Here is a 22,145-nt window from a genome sequence, read left to right as displayed (position 1 = left end):
TGAAGAAATTGTGGTCCGCTCACTCCAAGTCCTGGAACCCCGCCCCAGTTGCATCCTGCAGTTCGATGGGCCCTGAGTCGAATCTTATTGAATGCAGACCGAGACAACCACGTGTGGGATTGACGAGAACTACGATAAAATTGACATGGGCGCTTGATCCATTCAGCTTCACGAGAGCGTGCCTGCGAGCGGACATTCATCGGTTAGTGGACTGCACAGGTTCTTTAGGCGTGCTGGAAGGAACCTCTTCCGCCGGGGAGACCTACCGTGGCCAGTGGAAACTTACGTGGCCGCCTACAGCCAGTGCATATGGCACAGTCATGCGCCCGGTCATGAATCGTTAAGCGAAATAGCCGGCGTCTTAGGCGGCAAGGATTATTTTTGCAGCGAGGCTTTCGCCGACCGGCAGCTACTTTTGTCCTACTTTCCCTCAATTAACGCCTGTGCTGGCTGGATTCAAATCCAATAGCATGACTCTAGTTCGACGGAGCATGACCCTTTCGGCTGCTGGCCGAACCCCGAATGGTTTACGCCCATATTCGCGTCGTCCCAGCGGGGGACCTGCACAACCTCGTAGGCGAGCTGATGCACTTCGATCCGGATGTCGGTCCCCCAGCACCGAAGCATACGGACCTACAACCAGCGGCGGTCGGGAAGTCCTTCGTCGGACCATGCGATCGCAGTCTTTGCTCCGAATCCGATCGGTTTGGCGTTGGCAGCGGTCCTAGGTCCAAAGAGAACTGCGGTGACCTCAAGGCACACCGAATTCGAAGGATGAGGAACTGGACCGCGCGCCTTCACGATTGGCCACCGCAGCGAATTGCTATACGTTCACGTTCCACGGCTCCAAGTATTCGAAGTCACCCGGTTGTTTCAGTGCCCTGCGGGCTCAACTGGGCTCGCCGTCGTCATGGTCTCCTCACACCGCGGGGCGGGTCCGTTCGCGACTGTCGCCACCTCGAGACAGCACGAGAACACCGCGGGCGGATGTGCCCGGAACTCTGTTGATGCGCCCCCGAACTACCCACACCGCGACGAGCCGCACCCCTTCCTATCGCGATACTGCTTCAAGCCGGAGATAAGGAGATGAATCGGGCAACCCTAACCCAGCCGAGAGGCATTTTGATCTAAGAATGAATAACAAACAATCAGGAGAAACATAGTGAACAGACGCCTTCTACCCATGGTATTTCTTGTCATGTTGGGGGTCATTGCTTCTGTGATTACATTTCCTGGCGCAGGAAGTGCAGACGCCGCACCGAACGCCCTTGAAGCCGCCCAGCCCACACTCAATGTAGAGAAGTGGAGAACGCAGGATATATCCTTCACAAGCTCCCTTACCACGCAGCTCCTTGCGGGAAACCAAAGCACGTTTGAAAGCGCGTCAGTGCCGCCAGGCTGGGGCACCTTCGGAGGAGGAACGGTTTCCGCTTCTACGACGGTCGCCCATGGTGGATCGTCTTCCTTGAAGCTCGCAAACCGCTCGCAGTCCTATTCTTCACCGCAGTTAAATGTCTACAGCACCTTGAAAGCGGGCGGACCAGGAAAATATAACTTCAGCTTCTGGGTCTATGTTGATTCCCTCAACATATCTCCCAGCAGTGGCCGACTGCTAATTCGCGGCAACACTCCTGGTCAGTACTCTTTCCTTACCGCAGGACAGAGCTACGGCACGGTTAGCGGCACGATTAGCACCCCGGCCAGTAGTTGGACAAAATACAGCGGCAGTGTCAATGTCAATGCAAGTGACCTTGCCAACGAAACCGGCAGCATGCAACTAATGATTGACACGATGCCCGGAATGGCGGGTCAAAATCTGTATCTGGATGACGTTCAGATCACCAAAAATTACTATCTTTCACCATTTGATGATGTGAGCATGGACGTCACCTTCACAGGACCCGACAACTCAACAATTGTTATGCCCGCATTTTGGGACGGTGGTGACACCTGGAAGGTTCGTTTTGCCCCAAACCAAATCGGCATCTGGAACTACTCAACAACCTCATCCAATACGGCCGATCTTGGTTTGCATCACCAAACCGGCACTATCAACTGCGTACCGTACACGGGTAGCCTTGCGATTTATCAAAAGGGGTTCGTAAAAACCGAACCAAACACGCGCTACTTTGTTTATGATGACGGAACGCCATTTTTCTATCTTGGCGACACCCATTGGAGCATGCCCCAAGAGCCTTACACGGACATGTTCAAGCCTCTGGTGGACGATCGAGTGTCCAAAGGTTTTACTGTCTACCAATCTGAGCCGCTCGGAGCAGGGTACAACCTAGCCGACGGTGTGAGTGAATCCGATGTCGAGAGATTTAGAAACATCGACGCTCGCTTTGCCTACATTGCTGATGCTGGCTTGGTCCACACCAATTCAGAACTATTCTTTGCCAACGAATTTAAGAATGCGGCTGCTTATTCAACCGAATACAAGCAGAAGCTGACGAGATACTGGATGGCGCGGTATTCCGCCTATCCCGTACTATGGACAACGGCTCAGGAAAGCGATAAGAACCTCTACGGCACCTACGACACGACGACCAACCCTTGGAAGGTGGTATTCAATGCGATTCATCAATATGATCCCTATCAGCACCCACTGACCGTTCATCAGGAGAACACCAGCACTACCAAGGCCTCTGATTCTGCCTTCAAGGATTTGGCGGGATACAGCTGGTTCGGCGTGCAATGGGCTCCTAGAAAGAATGGCCAGTTGGACTTCAACGTCCCCAAAGACTATTGGAACAATGGTGGAGGCCGTCCCTCGCCTAACTATGAAGGGCATTACGAAAATCTTTGGACAAATGATTTCGGCGCCCGCATGCAAGGCTGGTCAGCTTATTTGAACGGAATGTACGGTCATGGCTACGGTACACAAGACATTTGGTTGTACAACAGCACCTATGACGAGGCACTGGATTCCAACATTTTTGGTATCACAATCACGACTGCTATGAAGAACCTCACGTGGCAGACTAGCAAAGATCTCGCGACGTCCACTCAACTGGGCACTTATATGAAGACGTTCTTTTCGAGTATCAACTGGTGGCAGCTGATCCCTAGGTTTGATAACAGCGACTGGTTTGCGAATAACGGTTCCTATTACTCCGTAGCCAGTGCGGATAATGACACGTATGTCGCATATTTCTATAATGCAACCGCCAACACCGGTACTCTGAAAAATATGGACAACGTCCCGTATAGTGCCAAATGGTTTAGTCCACTGACGGGCGCTTACACCGACATTGGCACCGTTACCCCTTCCGGTGGGGAATGGACGATTCCTGCCAAGCCTGACACGAATGACTGGACTTTGCTCGTGATGAAAGCGCCTGTGACCACTGTGACTACAACTCCCGGCGCGCCTGAAGGTAGCCACGGCTGGTATGTCAGTCCGACTACTGTCGCGTTGAGTGCATCCGGGAATCAAACGGGCATCGCAAAGACGGAGTACAGCCTTGATGGGGGCGCTACGTGGCAAAGTTACTCGAATCCTCTGACGTTTAACCAAGACGGCAGCATTACCCTGAGCTACCGTTCAACTGACAAATCAGGGAATGTAGAGGCTGCGAAATCAATCGACCTCAACGTGGATAGGACGGCACCCACGATCACGGTATCCGGTCTGGCGCATCAAACTTACGATGATTCCACTGACATTACGGCAGCCGTCGCGATTAGCGATAACTTGTCCGGAGTTGACGACAGCAAGACGGCGGTCGCCATTCACAGCGATGGTGTACAGCGAACCGTGCAGCCAGGGGCAACAATCCCGCTGTACACGTTGCCGCTTGGTGCACACACATTGACTGCCACAGCAAGTGATACTGCCGGGAATCCCCGCACCCAAACAGTCGTTTTCGAGACGATGGCCAGTAATCAATCATTGTTGGCACTCGTCGGTCGCTTTGCTGGTGCAGGATGGATTGACAATGATGGTGTCGCCAATAGTTTGCGAAGCGAGTTGAACGCCAATAATTTGCGGGCATTTGTCAACCATGTGAATGCTCAAAGAGGCGGGCATATCTCCATCGAAGCTGCTGGCTACCTACTTCGGGATGCCCAGTTTATATTAAATCGGGGCTGATCCTTCTTCATCAGATTGGCGCCTAGGCACGCCCCCGTATGCGATATCCGTGCGGGGGCGTCGTCCTAGCCAGCCCGGCGATCCATAATGAAGCAGCGCCTCCGCGCTCAGATCGACGAAGGCGATGCATTGTGGTCGTCAACGCGGCGGCAACATGGAACCGGGCGCACCGTTTGAATGCCCTGAGCTTCGTGCCGTCGACTGACGCCAGAAACCACTCCAGATCCGGATCGTTCTGCACAACCTCGAAATGTTCGTGACAGCGCACGAAGCTGGTGACCCCGAACGCTGTCGGATAGGACTGGTTGGTACGGGTGGTCCAGGTAGTTGGTACTGCTGTTCCGGGGACTCAGTACCGGCAGGGCGGCGGTATGGCCATCCCGCCCGGTACGTGTTGTCGCCGGGGTGCGTTCTGGGTTATTCCCAGTAGTCGCTGGTGGCTTTGGCTTCCTGGTTGCGCAGCCGCCGCATGTCGAAGTCGCCGAGGTTCAGTCCTGGCCGTCTCGGCGTCGTTGGTGATCCTCTATCTCATCCAGTTCGACGCAGGACAGTTGTCGCAGTCCGGCATGCTGCCACACGAAATCATGCACGACGGTCGGCACCTCTTGGGCGTCCCATGTCACTGACGGCTACGAGAATGAAATTAACTTTTCGGCTTCGAAGCATAGTGCTCCGGGGGCTGCTGGCCGGCGTCATCGCCGGAGCCGCTGCTGGCGGCGTTGCCCTTGTGACCGGCGAGAGCCTCATTGACCAAGCCATCGCCATTGAAGAAACGGGAACGACAACACACAGCCACGAGGCCGGGCTTTCCGCCGCCCCTGCCGATACGGAAGACCACAACCATAATAGCAATGACAGTGCCGCGTTGGTCTCCCGTGACGGGCAGCGCAGCGGGCTTTTCCTGGCCACTTCGCTTACGGGGGGCGCAACAGGTGTTGTGTTCGCAATCTTAAGGTTCGCGATCACCCGGAAGGTTGAAACGGCTTCGCAGGTCCAAACCGTTTTGCCCTTGGCCGCCGCAGGCTGGGCGGCAGTCGCGGCTGTGCCTTGGCTTCTAGTACCGCCGAATCCGCCCGCAGTTGGATCATCAGGGTCAATTGACTATCGAACCAATCTCTGGGTTATTGCTGTGCTTCTTGGAATAACTGCCGCGCTTACATGGTACGTGGTTCGACGACGAGCCGGTTCGAAGGTCCTGACCTCAGGCATCCATAAGTCGCTCCCGGCGCTCGCCGCAGCCGCTGTCATTGTCGTCGGATGGCGGCTGATTCCCGGTACCGGAACCGATTACACTGGGTTCCCCGCCGACCTGCTGTGGAACTTCCGGCTCGCTTCCGCTGCAACGCAGCTGACCCTTTGGGCAGTGCTCGGGATTGTGTTCCACGGCTTCATTGAACGGATGGCCCAGAGGCGGTGAATGTAAAGTTCATCCGTCATGGACTCTGCCTGCAGACGCGAGAGGCACGGTTTGGATCCGACGGGCCGCTCGATAAGTCATCGAAAGCACACTGCCGAGTGCTTTCACCCGTGCCAGCCATGTTTTCACCGACTCAAATAGGCCGGGACTCCGCAGCCGCCTTGGGCCTACAGGCCGTGGAAGAACCGAGGCTTCAGCCGGCAGACGACGGCAAATGGAACGGCCTCACGTTGGACTCCGTACCTATGGACGAGCTCGAGGAATGGCGCCGGAATCCTGTCTTCATCGGCCATGGAGGGGAAAGTGTGCTGCAACTCATCCGCCGCACTGGAACTTGGCTTGAGTCCTCGCCTGTGGGAGTGGATCTGGTCGTGGTGACTCACGCGGAAATTATTCGGGCTGCCGTCGCCGCGATCAGCGGCAACCTTGACGACTATTGGTCAGGGCCCCATTGTCGATTACGTACCTTTGAACCGCACACCGTCTTTCACTCATCCGATTGACCATCACTGAAAGAACACGATCGCGAAAGCCGCCAGCGCGGATGGCCACCGACATACGTGCGAGCGGCTCAGGACTTAGTCAGCGTGGTGGAGCTGGCCCGCCAGGACTGCAATGTGAGTACCCTGCGGATGGCCTTGTTACTGGTGCTCGGACGGATTGACGGAGTCGAACACCGAAATCCTGGGACGAACCTCAGAAGCGCTGGCTGTCTCCGGTACCGAGTGAGTACGGGTTTCACCCCCAGATGACTTGCCATAGCACTGGTAGATGGTCTCCCTGCTGATCCCGTAATGACGGGCGAGGACGACGTATGGGGCGCTGCTGTCGGCGCGCTGGACCTTTTGGGCCGTCCGTTCCGGTCGTCCTGTGGCTAAGAGGCGGTCAAGTTTCGTTGAGATAGCGCTTGAGGACATCACCAGGAGCTGGGCGTTTTCGGATTACCACTGCCAGAAACCTTCGAAGTATCGCGGTGTTCGACGAGGCAGGATCTTAATCGACAGCAGACCGACAACCTAGGGAGGGCGCCATGGTCACCGTAAAAAGTTCGCCGTGGATGCTCCGGGGCTTGACGCACTCCAGACTATGCCGTCGTCATGAGCGCGCCTTCGCGCGGACGCGGCGGGGACCGGGCGGACTCAGAGGGCAATCCTTTGGGAATTTAGGGCATCTGGAACGAACCGTGTGTTGAGGAGGAAATTCCTCAAACGACATTTCCCTGCCGGCACCTGCCCGAAGCCTGAGTGCTTACGGCCAAGCATCCTGCTGACGCCACCTCCGGCGCCCTGACATGAAGTTGGCCATGGGGGAGTTCTCGCCGGTGAAGACCAGGCTTTCCTTGACGAACTCCACCCGCACGCCTTTGCGTGTTAGGACCCTGGACCAGAGCACGTAGGTCATGGAGGTCCCGCATCCCGCAGGGCTACCGCGAGTCCACAGCTCACTGAACTGATAAGTTCGCCCGCGACGGGGACACCGTGGTCGTACACAGCATGGACCGGCTCGCCCGCGACACGTCTGCTGAACGGCCGAACGTACGTCTGGGTTGAACGACAGACGCAGGCGCTTGGAGGGCCGAGTTGGTACGGACGTGGTCCGTGCACAGCGTTTTATTTGATTTCCGCAATCCGCCACGTTAGTACGTAGTTAGTACGTGTAAATAGCCGGCGTCCCGCCCCATCTGCAAGGTGAAGCCAGAAGAATGAACCGTCCTCAGTCACGGTGTCGACTCGGCCGGAGAATTCAGTCTCGTCATTATCTACGAGGATAACTTGTTCTCCTGCGGCCAGCGTTGCCCAGTCGCGAATGTAGTCAGTATTAGAGGGGGGCAAAAACGTCCCACCGCTATTCTTCGTTTTGCGGTTTGCCCGCAGCAGTGGCCGCCCTCGCGCCATGGTTCCTCCATGTGATCTCTAAGCACGCCAGGAACTAAGGAGCATGCGTCCGGCTTTGGGTTGGGCGGGAATTTCTGCGTCTAGATCGTGTAGGGGTCGGCGATGCCGATGTATTGGGTGGTGGTGTATTCGGCGATGCCTTCGGTGCCGCCTTCGCGGCCGAGGCCGGATTGCTTGACGCCGCCAAAGGGTGCGGCGGCGTTGGAGATGACACCAGAGTTGAAACCGACCATACCGAATTCGATCTGTTCCGCCACGCGCAGGAGCCGCTTGAAGTCGCGGCTGTAGAGGTAGGAGGCGAGGCCGTATTCGCTGGCATTCGCCAAACGGATGGCATCTTCTTCCGAGCTGAAGGTGGTGACGGGGGCGACGGGGCCAAAGATTTCCTGGCGGAGGATGGCGGCGTCGTTGGGCACGCCGCCGAGGACGGTGGGCGGGTAGAAGTAGCCGGGGCCGTCCACGGGTGTGCCGCCGGTGATGGCGGTGGCGCCGGCGTCGACGGCGGCGGCCACGATGGCGTGGACGTCGTCGCGGGCTCCGGCGTCGATGAGTGGACCAACCTGGGTGGTGGGGTCGGTGCCCCGGCCGGTGGTGAGGGCGCCCATGGCGGCGGCGAATTTGCGGGTGAATTCCTGGGCCACGGATTCGTGGACGAGGAAGCGGTTCGCGGCGGTGCAGGCCTCGCCCATGTTCCGCATTTTGGCGGCCATGGCCCCTTCGACGGCGGCATCGAGGTCCGCGTCTTCGAACACGATGAAGGGTGCGTTCCCGCCGAGTTCCATGGAGGTCCGGAGGACGTTTTGGGCGGCGTCGGCCATGAGGCGCTTGCCCACCGGGGTGGAGCCGGTGAAGGAGACCTTCCGCAGCCGGGCATCTTTCCGGAGCGGGCCGGAGATCCCGGACGCGGACGAGGAGGAGACCACGTTCAGGACGCCGGCGGGGGGGCCTGCGTCGAGCATGGTCTGCGCGAAGTACTGGGCGGTGAGCGGGGTGAGTTTTGCGGGTTTGAGGACCATGGTGCAGCCGGCGGCGATGGCGGGGGCGACCTTGCGGGTGGCCATGGCCAGGGGGAAGTTCCAGGGGGTGATGAGCAGGCAGGGTCCGACGGGTTTGTGCTGGACCAGGATCTTGTTTTTGCCCTCGGGGGTGGTGAGGTAGCGGCCGTAGTCGCGGACGGTCTCCTCGGAGAACCAGCGCAGGAACTCGGCCCCGTAGGTGACCTCGCCGCGGGCTTCGGCCAGGGGCTTGCCCATTTCCAGGGTCACCAGCAGCGCGAAGTCCTCGGCGCGTTCGGTGATCAGGTCAAAGGCCCGGCGCAGGATCTCGGCCCGCACCCGCGGCGCGGCCCGCACCCGCGGCGCGGCCCGCACCCGCGGCGCGGTCCGCGCCCAGGACGCCTGGACGGCATCGGCGGCATCCAAAGCGGCGACGGCGTCCTCGCTCGTGGCGGAGGCGAGGGTGGCGAGCACCTCCCCGGTGGCGGGGTCATGGACATCGAACGTGCCGCCGTCGGACGCGTCCCGCCATTGCCCGCCGATCAGCAGGCCGGTCGGGACCGAGGCGAGGAGCGCCTGCTCGCGCTCCCGGGAGATGGCGGTGGAAAGCTTTCTCACAGAGGATAGCGGCATCAAACCCGGGACGGTTCATGCCCCGGTGCAGCAAGTCGCGGCCCAAGCGAGAATCCAAAAAACTGACGTTTTGGTCACTCTCAGCGGCCCCAAAACTTTTACCGCGGCACCGAAGCATCTATAGCAGGCAGGTCGGGGGTTCCCTTCTCGAAAGCCGACTTCATTAGACCTGCGCCTAGCAGGCGGACCGGATTTATCTGAGCGGACCATCACTAATCTGCCTATTTCAAACCACCAAGGAGATGTCATGCCTCTTGTTCGAATCGACGTCAATGAAGGACGGACGAAGGAGCAGTTGCAGAACCTGAGCCAAGGGATCCACGATGCCATCTTGAGCGAATACGGCATACCCGAGCGCGACTACTTCCATATCCTCACAGAACATCCGGCGGGCCAAATCTTCGCCCAAGACGCGGGGCTGGGATTTGAACGGACCAGCGACGTCGTCATGATCCAGATTTTTACGCAGACTGGCCGCAGTCAGGAAGCCAAACAGTCCCTGTTCGCCGCAGTCGCGAACAGGCTGGGGGAATTAGGCGGGGAGGCGAAAACGTCTTCATCGGCTACGTCGAGAACACACCCGGTGACTGGTCATTCGGTTTTGGCCGCGCCCAATACGTAACGGGTGAATTGGATGTACCGAAGAAGTAGCTGGGCTCTTCCTCAGTGCTGATAGAGGTGCAATCTTTGCAGCTAACCAATTGCCGCCTCCGTCCCTTTGCAAAGAGTCGGGTTACGAAATCAGGCGCAGGGGTGACCCCTTTCTCTGACTAGTCGGCAGATGTGCTTTGGCGTGCGCTGCTGCAAATAGTGATGAGCCGAGGGGCCGGTGTGTAACTGGCCGAAGACCCCCTCCCTCAGCCGCGCCGTCACGGAATCGAACCGCAGAACGGCATCAAGCTCCTAAGAGCGCGGCCCCGCGGTGGAGGATCGGACGATAACCTCGGGTTTCGGGTGTCTGATCATTTCGTCTGACAGAGCTCCGCCGTCCAAGTGATCGAGCAGCATTTGTGCCGCGACGGCCCCGGCTTGCCGCAGGGGCATCCGCACCACTGTCAGTGAGGGTACAAATACTTGCGCCGTCCAGGAGTCTTGAATGCAGATCATGGAAAGCTGTTCAGGGACTGATATGCCATTGCGTGCGGCTGCAGAAGCGGCGCCCAGGCCGGCGTTGACGCTGGCGACCACCACCGCGGTCGGGAGTGGTCCCTTGTCGAGGAGCTTTTGCATGCCAGACGCACCCGCTTCAGCTTCCCATCCTGCAATGATGATCCTCTCGGGGACTGCGGGCAGTCCGGCGTCTGCCATCGCCTCCAAGTAGCCGGCGCGGCGTCGGCCTGAGGCGTCATGAAGGGATGTCCCTCCGATTAGTGCTATATCGCGATGACCTAGCCCAATCAGGTGAATGGGACGGATCTTTCTGGGTCCAGTTTCTGATATCAGGAGCTCAGGCTTCGCGCTTCAGTCCTCAGAAGCCAAATCAAAACGTGCACCGCTCGTGGGCAGGTTGGGCTCAGGGGAGTGATAGCGGTTTTCACCTGTGACTGCGCGCTTCCTGTACGCAGAAGGGCTAAGACCATACGCACTCTTGAATCGCTGAGCGAAGTAGCTGGCATCATCCCATCCAAGCCGTGCCCCCAACTGTGCGATCGGCTCGTCGGTTTGAACTAGCAGCCGCGCTGCAGCCTGCGCCCGCAACCGGTTCAAGTACGCGATTGGCGGTACCCCGAGGTCGCGTTGGAACAATCGCACGAGATGCGTGCGTTCCGTGCAACTCGCGTTGGCCAATTCCGCCAGCGTCCAGCTGTGACCAGGTTCGTCCTCCATCATCTTTACAGCTCCAGAGACGGCAGGATGGAGGGGGATACGACGGCCTGTCCCGCGGTCTGCAGACCAGGCACGGTTGAGGATATCCAGGTAAATCAAAAGGTGCCCAATAACCTGAATACGTGAGCGCCGTCCGGAACTGACATCGCTCATGCTGTACAACTGAGCAATTACCAGGCTGAGGTCGTGGGGATCCAACTGGATGCGTTGCGGCAGTGTCAGGCTCGATGTGCTGATCGAGTGCATCAGCGGCAGCTCGGCGTCGAGGAACGACAAGGTGCTGTCGATAAGGTCCGGTGCGACAAAACAGTCGAAGACCACCAGGTCCTCGCATTCGCCGTAGGCATGCCACTGGTTGGGCGGCACGATCACAGCGCTCCCTGGCTGAATCGGATAGTCACCGTCCGCTGCAATGTGAAGGCCACTGCCTTGGGTGACCAGTGCTATCTCGAAAAAGTCGTGATCGTGCGCAGCAACGCCGCCGTCGAGTCTGTGGCGGTCCGCCCAGACGGGCAGACCATCCGGATTGAACACGAGCGCCGCCTCATAACGCGGCTTTCGTCGAATGGATGTCAATTTTGTCCTACTTTCCCTCAACCCGCACCCGTGCGGACTGGATTTAAATTCAATAGCATCACAATACTGACCTAAAGACGAGGGTTTATTCGTCCATCATCAACGCGGCAATGGAGGCCATTCATGAACGGGAATGATGCGACTATTGCCGCATATTACTTTCCCAACTACCACATCGACCCGCGAAATGAGAAGTGGCATGGCAGAGGTTGGACGGAGTGGGAGTTGCTGAAACGGGCGACTCCACGCTTCGCTGGACACCAGCAGCCTCGCGTTCCCCTCCACGGCTATGAGGATGAGGCCGACCCTGCAGTAATGGAGGGCAAGATCGCCCTGGCAACGGCGCACGGCGTGGATGCATTCATTTTCGACTGGTATTGGTATGCCGATCGTCCGTTCCTCGAACGCCCACTGGAGGAAGCGTTCATGCCAAATGCCGGCGCCCACGATATGAAGTTTGCGATCATGTGGGCGAATCACGACTTGGTTAACATTCATCCGTGGAAGACGGCAACACCGGCCACCAGACTGGAGTCAGGCCGTGTCGACGCGGATCAGTTCGAAGCTTCGACAGACTATCTCTTGGAGCGGTACTTGAGCCATCCAGCATATTTGCGGCTCGACGGCCGGCCGTACCTTTCGATCTACTCGTTGACCACACTTCTGGAAGGTCTCGGCGGTGTTGGTCCCACGAAGGACGCGCTGCAGGGTCTTCGACACCGGGCAGCCAGGGCCGGACATCCTGAGATCCATCTCAACGCGATTGCAGGGGAAGGCCCCACTTTCGGGCAGGACCTGGCCGCTTGGAGTGAGGCGCGGCTGATCAACGGCCTTGGTTTCGATAGCGTGACGTCCTATGTCTGGGTGCACCACTACCCTATGCAAAAGCTGCAAACCCCCTACATTGAGATGCTCGAACAAGCTGAGAAGGGCTGGGAGACGAACTCAGCACGGTACGACGTACCGTACTTCCCCAATGTCACAGTTGGCTGGGACCCGTCGCCTCGAACTGTCCAGTCCGACGTATATGACCCGAGCCTGGGCTACCCGCACACCAATATCCTCTCGGATGCCAATCCGGAGCAATTCCGACGCGCATTGGAGAAAGTCCGCCACTTCGTGGAAAACAACAAGGTTCCATTAGTGACCATCAACGCGTGGAACGAATGGACTGAGGGTAGCTACCTTGAACCGGATACGCTTCACGGCACCGGGTATCTGGAGCAGATCCGAAGCGTCTTCGGGAACGCGCTTGGCTCAGCGCTGAATACCGCTTCGGCACAATTTCCTTCCCATCTGGAGTGAGCGTCCTGGGCATCCCGGCGAGCCCCGGGGCGGTGGCTCTCACTTTCGTGCGACCCCAATCTTGATTAATGCCGGAGGCTGGACCCGCGGCCACCCTTTCACTGGAGGTACATATGAATTTTCCTGAATTACACGAACGCGACTTGAGCACCCGACAGCATAGGCCTGAGACCTTGCTGGTTATGGGCAACGATGTGGTGGGGTGGCAGTTTGGTGCGGCGGAGCTGGCTCGGCTTCATAAAACTGCCCGTGTTGGGACGCCTGTGGTGACCGATGAGCTGGGGTCGGCTGGTGTCCGTGCCCGTCTTGCCGAGGTTGAGGTGCTGATTACGTCCTGGGGATGCCCGCCGCTTGATAAAGCGGTTCTGGATGCTGCCCCGCGTCTTCGGGCGGTCCTGCATGCGGCCGGAAGCGTGCGGGGGCACGTGGGTGAGGCGGTGTTTGAGCGTGGTCTCCTGGTCACGACCGCCGCGGGTGTCAACGCCGAGCCGGTAGCGCAGTACACGGTGGCAGCTGTGCTGTGGGCGTTGAAGAAGGTCCCGTTCCTCGCGCAGGACGCCCGCCGGTTCCGCCAGGACGTGTCGTATCGTGACCGGCACGGCGAGCTGAGCGGCTACGGACGCACGGTGGTAGTAGTGGGCTTCTCCCGGATTGGCCGGCGGGTTGTTGATCTGCTGGGCAGGCTTGAGACCGGTAACACGATTTTGGTGGTGGACCCGTACGCGGACCCTGCCGAAGTCATGGCGGCGGGCGCCGAACCGGCAGTTCTGGCCGATGCCCTCGCGCGCGCGGATGTCCTCTCGTTGCATGCCCCTTCCCTGCCGGAGACACGGCACATGATCGGGGCGGCGGAGCTTGCGCTGCTTCGGCCGGGAGCGACGCTGATCAACACTGCCCGCGGGTCGCTGGTAGACACCGCGGCCCTGGAACGCGCGTGTGCCACGGGCCGGCTGGACGCCATTCTGGACGTCACCGACCCCGAACCCCTGCCTGCGGACTCGCCGTTCTATGACCTTCCGAACGTCGTCCTGACCCCGCATGTGGCGGGCTCGATGGGCTCAGAGACTCGGAGGATGACACATGCAGTACTCACCGAACTTGAACGGTACGCCACTGGGCTGCCCCCACTCAGCCCGATTACCAGGGAAACACTGGCCCTACAGGCCTGAGTGCCCCCAGACTTCCCAACCATCCGGACAGTACTGCCTATAGACGGCAGTCAACATATTCAAAGTACCCTTCCAACGCAATGGAGCACGATGATGACTTCCTGGCATGCCCGGTTTGTTTCCCCCGACAATGAGTTTGGTGGTGCCCCGCTGTTGCGCGGGGAGTTCCTCCTTGAGGAGGGACATGGGGAGGTTCTCTCGGCGACGCTGTTCGTGTCCGCGCTTGGTGTGGTTGAGGCGTGGGTAAACGGGAAGAAGGCTTCGGAGGACTTGCTGACGCCGGGGTGGTCGGCTTACGAGTGGCGGGTCCGGTATTCCGAAGTGGACGTGACCGCGTTGGTGGGGCCGACGACGGTGCTGGGCCTTGCGCTGGGTAATGGCTGGTACCGGGGGAGGTTGACGTGGACTGGCGCGTCGGCGTTGTACGGGGATGAGTTGGCCGGCTTCGCGGAGTTGCGGGTGCGGTTCGCGGATGGGCATGTGCAGGTGTTCGGGACGGATTCCTCCTGGAGCGCGGGGGCGTCGGCTACGACCTCGAATGACCTGTATGACGGGCAGGATATTGATGCCCGGAAGTACGACGACGGTTGGCTGGCTCCCGGGTTCGCCTCACCTGAGTGGGTGGGCGTGCTTGTGCTCGACGACGACCTGTCCCGCCTTGAGCCGTATGTTGGTCCGCCGGTGCGGAAGCAGATGGAGCTGGAGCCGGTGAGGGTTTGGGAGTCCCCGTCGGGCCGTGTGCTTGTGGACTTTGGTCAGAACGTAGTCGGGTGGGTGCGGACCGAAGTTGTCGGGCCGGAAGGTGCTGTGGTGACGTTGCGGCACGCTGAGGTTCTGGAGCATGGGGAACTGGGCACGCGGCCGCTGCGTACGGCGGAGGCGACGGACCGGTTCACGCTTTCGGGCCGGGCGGATGTGTTCGAGCCGTCGTTTACGTTCCACGGCTTCCAGTATGTCGAGGTCGCGGGTTGGCCGGGCGGTGCCGGGGCGTTGCAGTCCCATGGTGGGCTGACCGCCGTCGTAGTTTCATCCGAACTGCGCAGGACGGGTAGGTTTGAAACGTCGAACCGGCTCGTGAACAAGCTGCATGAGAATACGGTGTGGGGGATGCGGGGGAACTTTGTTGATGTGCCCACGGACTGTCCGCAGCGCGATGAGCGGTTGGGGTGGACCGGGGACATCGCGGCGTTCGCCCCCAGCGCGTGCTTTCTCTTCGACTCCCAGGGCTTCTTACGCGACTGGCTGCGTGATCTGACTCTAGAGCAGCAGCACCAGGACGGCATTGTGCCCTTTGTGGTCCCGGATGTACTCAAGTACGTTAACCATTCGGCGGAGCTGCCAGATCCGGTAACCACAGCCTTGTGGAGCGACGCGGCCGTGTGGGTGCCTTGGGCGCTCTGGCAGGCCTACGGTGACAGGAGGGTGCTCGAGGAGGCGTTTCCCTCGATGCTTTCCCACGCCAGGCGTTTAGGTCAGTTGCTCTCGCCGAACGGGCTCTGGGACACGGGGTTTCAGTTCGGTGACTGGCTGGATCCGGACGCGGCCCCTGAGCAGCCCGCGGAGGCGAAAGCGGACCGGCACGTGGTCGCCACGCTCTGTGCGTACCGGACCGTGGACCTTCTCGCGCGCATTGCCCAGGTCCTTGGCGACGCGTCCGCGGCCGCCGAGTTCGGTGCCATGGCCGACGGACTGCGCGCAGCGTTCAACGAGCACTATGTCCAAGGCGGGGTGGTTAAGAGCGACTGCACAACGGTGTACGCCCTTGCAATCGTTTTCGGGGTCCTGAACCAGGCCGACGTCGAGTTTGCCGGTGACCGGCTGGCCGGACTCGTCGAGGCCGCCGGGCACCGGATCTCGACCGGGTTCGCCGGCACCCCGTTCGTCACTGACGCCCTCACTGCCACAGGGCATTTGGACACCGCGTACCTGCTGCTGCTGCAGACAGAATGCCCGTCGTGGCTGTACTCGGTAACCAACGGCGCCACGACTATCTGGGAGCGGTGGGACTCGATGCTCCCGGACGGGACCATCAACCCCGGCGACATGACGAGCTTCAACCATTACGCCCTCGGCGCGGTCGTGGACTGGCTGCACCGTTGTGTCGGTGGTCTGGCGCCGCTGGAGCCGGGCTACCGCCGCATCCTGGTCGCCCCCCAGCCAGGCGGCGGGCTCACCTGGGCCAAGACAACTCTTGAGACTCTGCACGGACTCGTGTGTGTCCGGTGGGAGGTCATCCGTGAGGATGAGTTGCATCTCGTTCTCGTGATCCCCGCGGGTACCGAGGCTGTTCTGCGTGTCCCTGGCGCAGCGGATGAGGTCCTTGCTGCAGGAGCCCATGAACGGCGCTTTCCGTGGAAGTCCAAGGCTTCAGTCCTTGCAGTGGGGGTATGACGTCCATGATCCCAACCGGGTCCGGCACTGTTGAACTGGCCGACGCGGCAGCCACCGGCTCACACCCGGCCATCGAATCCTGTGATGGGATAAGGTCTGGCGACCGGATCGAGGCCCGTCGGGGGGGCGTGCTCTACTTCTCAGCGCGCGTCACTGAGCTGATGCCTCAATTTGACCTATTCTGGGCAACCGACGACCACGGTGAGCGGCGCATCGTGGAATTTCAGGAATACAGCGTCAGTTTGGTCCACTCCAGCGAACTCGGTGAGTAATTGTGGGAGCGGCCATGAGTATCCTGCGCTCTCCAGTGTTTTCCTCGATGAGCCATGTGGGCCTGCTCTGCGGCGTGAGAACGGCCAGATGTGTTCGGCGAGCGGAGGGTGGAGGGGAAAACCGCGGTGGCAGCGACACTCATCGACGTGGCCCGGCAGGCATGCGTATCTGTTGCCACGGCATCACGGGTCCTTAACGGGTCGGGGAATAGACGGTCGAAGCCGGATATTGTGGAACGCGTTCGATCTGTTGCTGAGACGCTCGACTACCGGCCCAACGCAACTGCACAGGCCGTGATCCGGTCAACATCCAGACTCCTTGGGCTCGTCGTCCCCGACATCGGCGACCCCTATTTTTCCTCAATCCCTAAAGGGGCACAGGAGGCAAGTGCGCGGAACGGAACGTTGTTGCTGTTGGCCGGCATCGACGGAAGCACCGGCGACGAGCTGCGTGCGTTTAAGGCACTCGTTTCCCAGCGTGTCGAGGGGATCATTCTCGCAGGCAGCAGGTGCGATGGTCCCGGTTTCCATGAAACGACCTTGCTCCTGGCGGAGGCAATAGAAATGTACACGCGTTCCAGGGGACGCGTGGTGACAATAGGTGAAGGAATCCTCGCCAACACGCCCGGCGCTGAATTTGTCCTCCGTATCCAGGAGGCGGAACGCGCCGCCGAACTGGCCTCTGCCTTGGCAGTTCGGGGCTGCAGCAGATTCACGATTGTCGCGGGGCCTGATCTTGTGCGCCAGTCCGATCGTAGGGTTAGTGGGTTCATCCGTGGGCTGAGGGAGTCGGGTGCTCCGATGGCCAATGTGATCCGCGGCGAGATGAACCGTGCGGGCGGCCTCAAGGCCGGACAGGAAGTCCTTCGCACCATCAGGGACCAGCAGTACGGGATGAGGCACGGCGTCCTTTCCGTCAACGACAGGGTTGCCATGGGGTGTATTTCAGCCCTCAGCGCTGCCGGCTGCGAAAGCCCCCGCGACTATGCCATCGGGGGCTTTGATGACATTCCTCAACTCCAAGACTTTTGGCAACTCCTGTCGACAGTGAGACTCCCGCTCCAGGAAATCGGCGCCCGAGCAGCCGAGATGGCGATCGGGGAGGACGTTGATTGTGTCCTGGAAGGGGAAGTGATGCTCCGAGCCAGCACAACTCACGCCTGAAGTCCCCTTCGGAAGCACCGTTTAGCTTGACCTGCGCGTGGCCGGAAACGAAACGCAAGCCACACACACGTTGCCGTAGGCCGACGCCGCACCCGAAGCGCTGGGCAGAAAACGCCTCTGGACGGCCATGAGTGAAAGTCCGATGCCGGGGGAAGGGCCGGGCGCACCCCCTCCTTTCGGATGGTCTCGTGGCAGCCCCTGAGACGCGCTCGTACCGGGACAGCCCGTCTCCCAGGGGCCAAGCGGCGTCCGGCATGCATGCCCGGCGCCCCGCCATTCGGAGGGGGTTGGCCTGCGCAGCCATCGGGTTCGTGTTCTCCTTATCTTGACGAAGTGGCATTTCGCGGGTTGTTTATCTTGGGTTCCTTTTCCCGTGGTGCACTTGATCTCGATGGGGTTTCAGATCTGCTGTGAGGGAGTCGCTCGTGTTCACCCCGATGTACGGATCCGGGTGGGAGAAGGACCGGCAGTGAATGCTTCCCCGACGGATGAACCGGGCAAATCAGCCACCGGACCGGATCCCAGCACCACGACGGCGTCCACTGGGCGGACCATCCCGCGCCGCCGCCGGGTAAGACTGATCACGGGCTGGCTGGCCCTGCTCGCCGGGGTGCTGGCTGCCGGGCTCCTGTTGGAAGCGGCGCTTATCCGGCATGACCAGGAGGTTTTGCCGGTTCCCGGCCGGCTTGTCCATACCAGTGAACGGACTTGGCGGCTGGACTGCACCGGGGAGGGTGAGCTGACGGTCATTCTCGAAGCCGGTCTGGGCGAATCCGGGCTGACGTGGTCCGGCATCCAGCCGGCACTGAGTCGAACCACGCGCGTCTGTTCTTACGACCGGGCAGGATACGGCTGGAGCGATCCCGGGGTGGGCAGCCGTGACGCCGTCACAGAGGCTGCGGACCTCAATGGCCTGCTCCAGACGGCGGGCGTCCGCGGACCGTACATCATGGTGGGCCACTCGCTGGGCAGCTTCATCGCCCGGCTGTACGCGGCACGGTACCCGGATGAGGTGGCAGGGCTGGTACTGGTGGACCCTACGAATGAGAACTCGGCCCTGCAAGCCGGGGAGCCGAGGATCCCGGCCCTGCTGACCCGCGGCCAGGCACTCATATCGCGGTTCGGTCTGTTGCGCCCGTTCATCTCCGGATTGGTCGCTGACCAGGTGGGCGAAAATCCTCCTGAGGCCATCACCCGGGACGCGCCCTTCCTCTACCGTGCCAGCGCGCTCGATACCAACAACTCGGAGCTCTCCGCGTCGCTGGACGGTGCGAATCAAGTCACCGGGCAACCGCTCACGGACCGGAGTCTTCCGGCGGTGGTTCTATTGACCACGGACAGTGTGGGCGACACGGGTCACTTCCAAACGCTCACCAAAGATACCCGGGTCATAGACGCCGGCCAGAGCAGCCACTATGTCCACTACAGCCACCCGGACCTCGTCCTTACTATAATCAGCGAGGTCCTCACAGGCGTGAGGAATTGACGACGAGCCCAAGCCCCCGGCAACGTCAGGGACATCGCCGAGGCTGCAACGCCGTCGTGATCCTCGCTGTTCCGGGCAGCGAAGTCACCGTGGACATTGATAACGCCGGTGTGGGCTTGGACCCCGCCGGGTTGGCCGCGCAGATGGCCGGCGACGGATCATCCGGGCATCTGGGCCAGTGGCCGCAGGGCTGCTGGGTCAGAGCAGGTCTAACTCACGGGTGGTTCCGAAGGCGACATCGGGGCTGAGGGTGATTTCGAAGGTGTTGTAATCGACCCTGGTGACGAGAATGCCGCAGTTGGTAGCTTTCCCGCGGAGCAGGGCACAGGTGTGCTCAATTTCCCTGTCTCTTGAGGCGGGGTCCTCAACTTTGATTGTGATGCTTAGTTGTGTGGGCATTGTGGCAGTCCTTTTCTGGAAATTTCGGGCTGTCAAGTGGCGTGGACTGGTTAGGCCTGTTCTGCTTCAAGCCAGACGCCCACGTCGTCGTCCATATGCAGGGCCACTCGTCCCCGTCCTTCGTCGAGCCAGATCCAGAAGATGGATGCATCCGGGGCAACGATGTCTATGAACCCGGCCAGGGCCGCCTCATTTTCGCGCTGGATTCTTACCCTGTCGTTTGGGCTAAGCCAAACCCAGTCGTCAGGCGTGAGCGTGCTGCCACTGCTGGGTCGGGCGGCCGTGTCGATGGTGGTCACCGCGGGCCAGGCCGCATCCTGCTCGGCGGGTGCTGCCTCTTTGTTGGGTCTTTCGGTTTCCATTGCCGGCGCTACCACAGCAGTGAATCGTTCATGGGTTGTCTTTCTGATCATTTGGTTCTTGGCGGTTCGGCGTGACGGGTCTCCGGGCGGCCCTCGGACGGCACATGAATCCTGCGGAGAGCCCTGCGGCGCCGATACTCAGCAGGAAAAGTCCTGCGAGAGTTCCGTTGGCAAGGGAAATGCAGCTGATTCCCACGACTGTCAGCACAAGCATCAACGTGACGTAGATTCTGACCATTACCGTGCCTTGGCCCAAGCGCCGTTGCGCGAGTTGGACCGCGGAAACGAGGTGCTTTCATGATTCGTCCATGGAAGGCGGGATCCGTGCCGGACTGCCCCTCTTTGATTCCGGCCAGCTGTTCGGTCGGTCGGGGGCCAGAGCCGAATCACCTGGTCCAGGTGCCAAGCAGATGGTTGATTTTGCTTCTAGCAAGAAACAGGGTGGCGCCAAGTACTATTGCGCCGGCAGCAACCAACGTGAAGTAGGTTGCATTGTCCACCTTTGTGAATACTTGGCCAAGGAGGCCAGACAGGGATGACCCAAGTGCGAGGGTTAGGAAGTTGAGCCCGACCATCTGTGTTTTGAACTTTTCGGGGCCAATCTTCGTGGCCAGCGATAGGCCGATGGGACCTATGAGAACTTCGGACGATCCCGCCATCATCATGAAAAGCAGGATCAGAGCAAGTGGAATGTAGGCATCGCCGGTGGCTTCAGAGATGAGGAGCAGGAACAGGTAGGCGCAGCCAATCTGAGTCAGTCCAAGTGCGAACTTGGTTGCTGGCCCTGGCTGACGGCTTCCGAGGCGGTTCCAAAGGCGGGCGATCAGTGGTGTGACAAGCACCGCAGCCAACGGACTCATGGTGGTGATCCATGCGACGGGGAAGCTCCACGAGCCCATCGAAAGGTCGATTCTTTGTGTGATCAGGATTGAGATGGCGGTGAATTTTTGGAACAGGAAGCCAAAGTAGATGCCGCCGGCGATGAACATTGGAATAAAGCCAGCAACCCTGCGTTTCTCGTCTCCCGTGACGATCTTTGAGCGGAGCATGGTGACGAAGTAGGCGACGGCAGCGACCAGTGAAGCCGTGGTGACTGTGGCTACGAGGTTGTTTTCATTAAGGAACCTGAACTGGATGGCCAGGACGAGAAGCACGACGGCCGTGGCCGCAAGGAGGAGGTGCCGGATCCGGTGTTCTTTCGGCAGGGGATTGCCGAGGGTCCGGGCGCGGTCGGGGAGGTTCTTTTTGGAAACGTTGTACTGGAGAAGGGCTGCGAACATGCCTATAGCGGCGAGACCGAATCCGTAGTGGAAGCCGAACTGATTCTGGGCAAATCCGGTGCTGAGCGGGCCCAAGACGGCACCGGCATTAATCGCCATGTAGAAGTAGGAGAATCCGGCGTCTCGCTTGGTTCCTTCGTTTTCGAGCACGAACCCGACAATTGAAGTGATGTTCGTCTTCAAGGCTCCTGTTCCCAGGACAATCAGAATAAGGCCGATCGCCAGCCCGGTGATACCTGGGGCGAAGGCCAGTACAAGGTGGCCGATAGTGATTACCACTGCACCGCTGGAAACCATGCTCTGCGGGGTAATCAGGCGGTCGCCCAGCCAGGCTCCAAGGATCTGCGCCAGATAGACGCATCCGCCATACGCTCCGACTATTCCAGCTGCAATGGCTGGATCCAGCGCCAGACCGCCTCTGTCCAGGGAATATAGAAGGTAAAAGGAGAGGATGCCTTGGAGCCCGTAGAACGAGAAGCGTTCCCACAACTCGGTGAAAGCCATGCTGGAAACGCCCCTGGTCAGGCTGTGCGTAAGCCTCGACTTCGTGGTCGTTGAATTCATCGTTGTACTCATTTGACTACCCGCCAATCTTATAAATGGTGCTTCAGGAGGATGCTGCCGCCGCGTTTAGCCGGCGTTGGGGTCGGCGATGCCTATGTATTGGGTGTAGAGGTATTCCTCGATGCCTTCGTGGCCGCCTTCGCGTCCCAGTCCGGATTGTTTGATGCCGCCGAAGGGTGCGGCGGCGTTGGAGATGACGCCGGCGTTCAGGCCGAGCATGCCGGTCTCGAGCTTTTCGCCCATCCGGATGCCGCGGTTCAGGTCGCGGGTGAAGACGTACGCCACCAGCCCGTACTCGGTGTTGTTGGCCAGGC

At 60.0% G+C, this 22,145-nt stretch carries 17 protein-coding genes and 3 pseudogenes; 12 read left to right on the top strand and 8 right to left on the bottom strand.

What is annotated here, in order from left to right; all coding sequences use genetic code 11:
* Positions 1–1,183 precede the first annotated feature (1,183 nt).
* The 4 genes from VLA65_RS20070 (at position 1,184) to VLA65_RS20055 (ending at position 6,016) form a co-directional block, all read left to right on the top strand.
* Positions 1,184–4,096 (top strand): apiosidase-like domain-containing protein, encoded by a 2,913-nt coding sequence (locus VLA65_RS20070; RefSeq protein ID WP_332603504.1) that lies wholly within the window; start codon positions 1,184–1,186, stop codon positions 4,094–4,096.
* A 371-nt stretch (positions 4,097–4,467) separates the two neighbouring features.
* On the top strand, positions 4,468–4,722 hold the full coding sequence (locus VLA65_RS20065; protein WP_332603523.1) for a CbtB domain-containing protein: 255 nt from the start codon (positions 4,468–4,470) through the stop codon (positions 4,720–4,722).
* Between the two features lie 11 nt (positions 4,723–4,733).
* A complete protein-coding gene (locus VLA65_RS20060) occupies positions 4,734–5,513 on the top strand; it encodes a CbtA family protein (RefSeq protein WP_332603503.1) in 780 nt (259 codons plus the stop codon).
* 119 nt (positions 5,514–5,632) lie between these two features.
* The gene (locus VLA65_RS20055) at positions 5,633–6,016 is read left to right on the top strand and encodes a histidine phosphatase family protein (protein WP_332603502.1); all 384 of its coding nucleotides are present in this window, start codon (positions 5,633–5,635) and stop codon (positions 6,014–6,016) included.
* A gap of 787 nt (positions 6,017–6,803) precedes the next feature.
* Here the strand turns inward: VLA65_RS20055 and VLA65_RS20050 are convergent.
* Positions 6,804–6,924, bottom strand: a pseudogene (locus tag VLA65_RS20050) (recombinase family protein); the annotation flags it as partial.
* Here VLA65_RS20050 and VLA65_RS20045 point away from each other — a divergent pair.
* Positions 6,924–7,027, top strand: a pseudogene (locus VLA65_RS20045) (recombinase family protein); the annotation flags it as partial. The pseudogenes VLA65_RS20050 and VLA65_RS20045 sit on opposite strands and share 1 nt — an antisense overlap.
* Before the next feature lie 461 nt (positions 7,028–7,488).
* Here the strand turns inward: VLA65_RS20045 and VLA65_RS20040 are convergent.
* Positions 7,489–9,021, bottom strand: a complete 1,533-nt coding sequence (locus VLA65_RS20040) for an NAD-dependent succinate-semialdehyde dehydrogenase (RefSeq protein ID WP_442880348.1) — start codon at positions 9,019–9,021, stop codon at positions 7,489–7,491.
* Between the two features lie 262 nt (positions 9,022–9,283).
* On the opposite strand from VLA65_RS20040, the pseudogene VLA65_RS20035 reads away from it, so the two are divergent.
* A pseudogene (locus VLA65_RS20035) lies at positions 9,284–9,687 on the top strand (tautomerase family protein).
* A gap of 252 nt (positions 9,688–9,939) precedes the next feature.
* Here VLA65_RS20035 and VLA65_RS20030 read toward each other — a convergent pair.
* Together VLA65_RS20030 and VLA65_RS20025 are read right to left on the bottom strand one after the other, a co-directional pair.
* Positions 9,940–10,434 (bottom strand): LacI family DNA-binding transcriptional regulator, encoded by a 495-nt coding sequence (locus tag VLA65_RS20030; RefSeq protein WP_332603522.1) that lies wholly within the window; start codon positions 10,432–10,434, stop codon positions 9,940–9,942.
* Positions 10,435–10,497: 63 nt separating this feature from the next.
* Positions 10,498–11,439 carry an AraC family transcriptional regulator gene (locus tag VLA65_RS20025; RefSeq protein ID WP_332603500.1) on the bottom strand — a complete coding sequence of 314 codons (942 nt, stop codon included), beginning with the start codon at positions 11,437–11,439 and terminating at the stop codon, positions 10,498–10,500.
* 123 nt (positions 11,440–11,562) lie between these two features.
* On the opposite strand from VLA65_RS20025, the gene VLA65_RS20020 reads away from it, so the two are divergent.
* The 6 genes from VLA65_RS20020 (at position 11,563) to VLA65_RS19995 (ending at position 19,226) form a co-directional block, all read left to right on the top strand.
* A complete protein-coding gene (locus tag VLA65_RS20020) occupies positions 11,563–12,744 on the top strand; it encodes a glycosyltransferase WbsX family protein (RefSeq protein WP_332603499.1) in 1,182 nt (393 codons plus the stop codon).
* A gap of 113 nt (positions 12,745–12,857) precedes the next feature.
* Positions 12,858–13,913 carry a hydroxyacid dehydrogenase gene (locus tag VLA65_RS20015; RefSeq protein ID WP_442880347.1) on the top strand — a complete coding sequence of 352 codons (1,056 nt, stop codon included), beginning with the start codon at positions 12,858–12,860 and terminating at the stop codon, positions 13,911–13,913.
* A 93-nt stretch (positions 13,914–14,006) separates the two neighbouring features.
* On the top strand, positions 14,007–16,304 hold the full coding sequence (locus tag VLA65_RS20010; RefSeq protein ID WP_332603497.1) for an alpha-L-rhamnosidase: 2,298 nt from the start codon (positions 14,007–14,009) through the stop codon (positions 16,302–16,304).
* Positions 16,301–16,576, top strand: a complete 276-nt coding sequence (locus VLA65_RS20005) for a hypothetical protein (protein WP_332603496.1) — start codon at positions 16,301–16,303, stop codon at positions 16,574–16,576. Before VLA65_RS20010 ends, VLA65_RS20005 begins: the two co-directional genes overlap by 4 nt.
* 126 nt (positions 16,577–16,702) lie before the next feature.
* Positions 16,703–17,740 (top strand): LacI family DNA-binding transcriptional regulator, encoded by a 1,038-nt coding sequence (locus VLA65_RS20000; RefSeq protein WP_332603495.1) that lies wholly within the window; start codon positions 16,703–16,705, stop codon positions 17,738–17,740.
* Between the two features lie 469 nt (positions 17,741–18,209).
* Positions 18,210–19,226, top strand: a complete 1,017-nt coding sequence (locus VLA65_RS19995; RefSeq protein WP_332603494.1) for an alpha/beta fold hydrolase — start codon at positions 18,210–18,212, stop codon at positions 19,224–19,226.
* Between the two features lie 198 nt (positions 19,227–19,424).
* Here the strand turns inward: VLA65_RS19995 and VLA65_RS19990 are convergent, their stop codons facing one another.
* From VLA65_RS19990 to VLA65_RS19975, 4 genes are all read right to left on the bottom strand, one after another.
* Entirely contained in the window at positions 19,425–19,625 is a 201-nt protein-coding gene (locus VLA65_RS19990) for a hypothetical protein (protein ID WP_223937305.1), read from the bottom strand.
* 50 nt (positions 19,626–19,675) lie between these two features.
* A complete protein-coding gene (locus VLA65_RS19985; protein ID WP_332603493.1) occupies positions 19,676–19,987 on the bottom strand; it encodes a hypothetical protein in 312 nt (103 codons plus the stop codon).
* Positions 19,988–20,373: 386 nt separating this feature from the next.
* Entirely contained in the window at positions 20,374–21,831 is a 1,458-nt protein-coding gene (locus VLA65_RS19980; protein ID WP_332603492.1) for a peptide MFS transporter, read from the bottom strand.
* 66 nt (positions 21,832–21,897) lie between these two features.
* On the bottom strand, positions 21,898–22,145 hold a 248-nt coding region (locus VLA65_RS19975; protein ID WP_332603491.1), incomplete at its 5' end, for an aldehyde dehydrogenase family protein.

The organism is Arthrobacter sp. S2(2024) (assembly GCF_036662515.1).
In the GTDB taxonomy this organism is placed as follows: Bacteria; Actinomycetota; Actinomycetes; order Actinomycetales; family Micrococcaceae; genus Arthrobacter.
The sequence above is the reverse complement of the archived record's forward strand: the minus strand, read 5'-3'. Positions and strand labels throughout refer to the sequence as shown.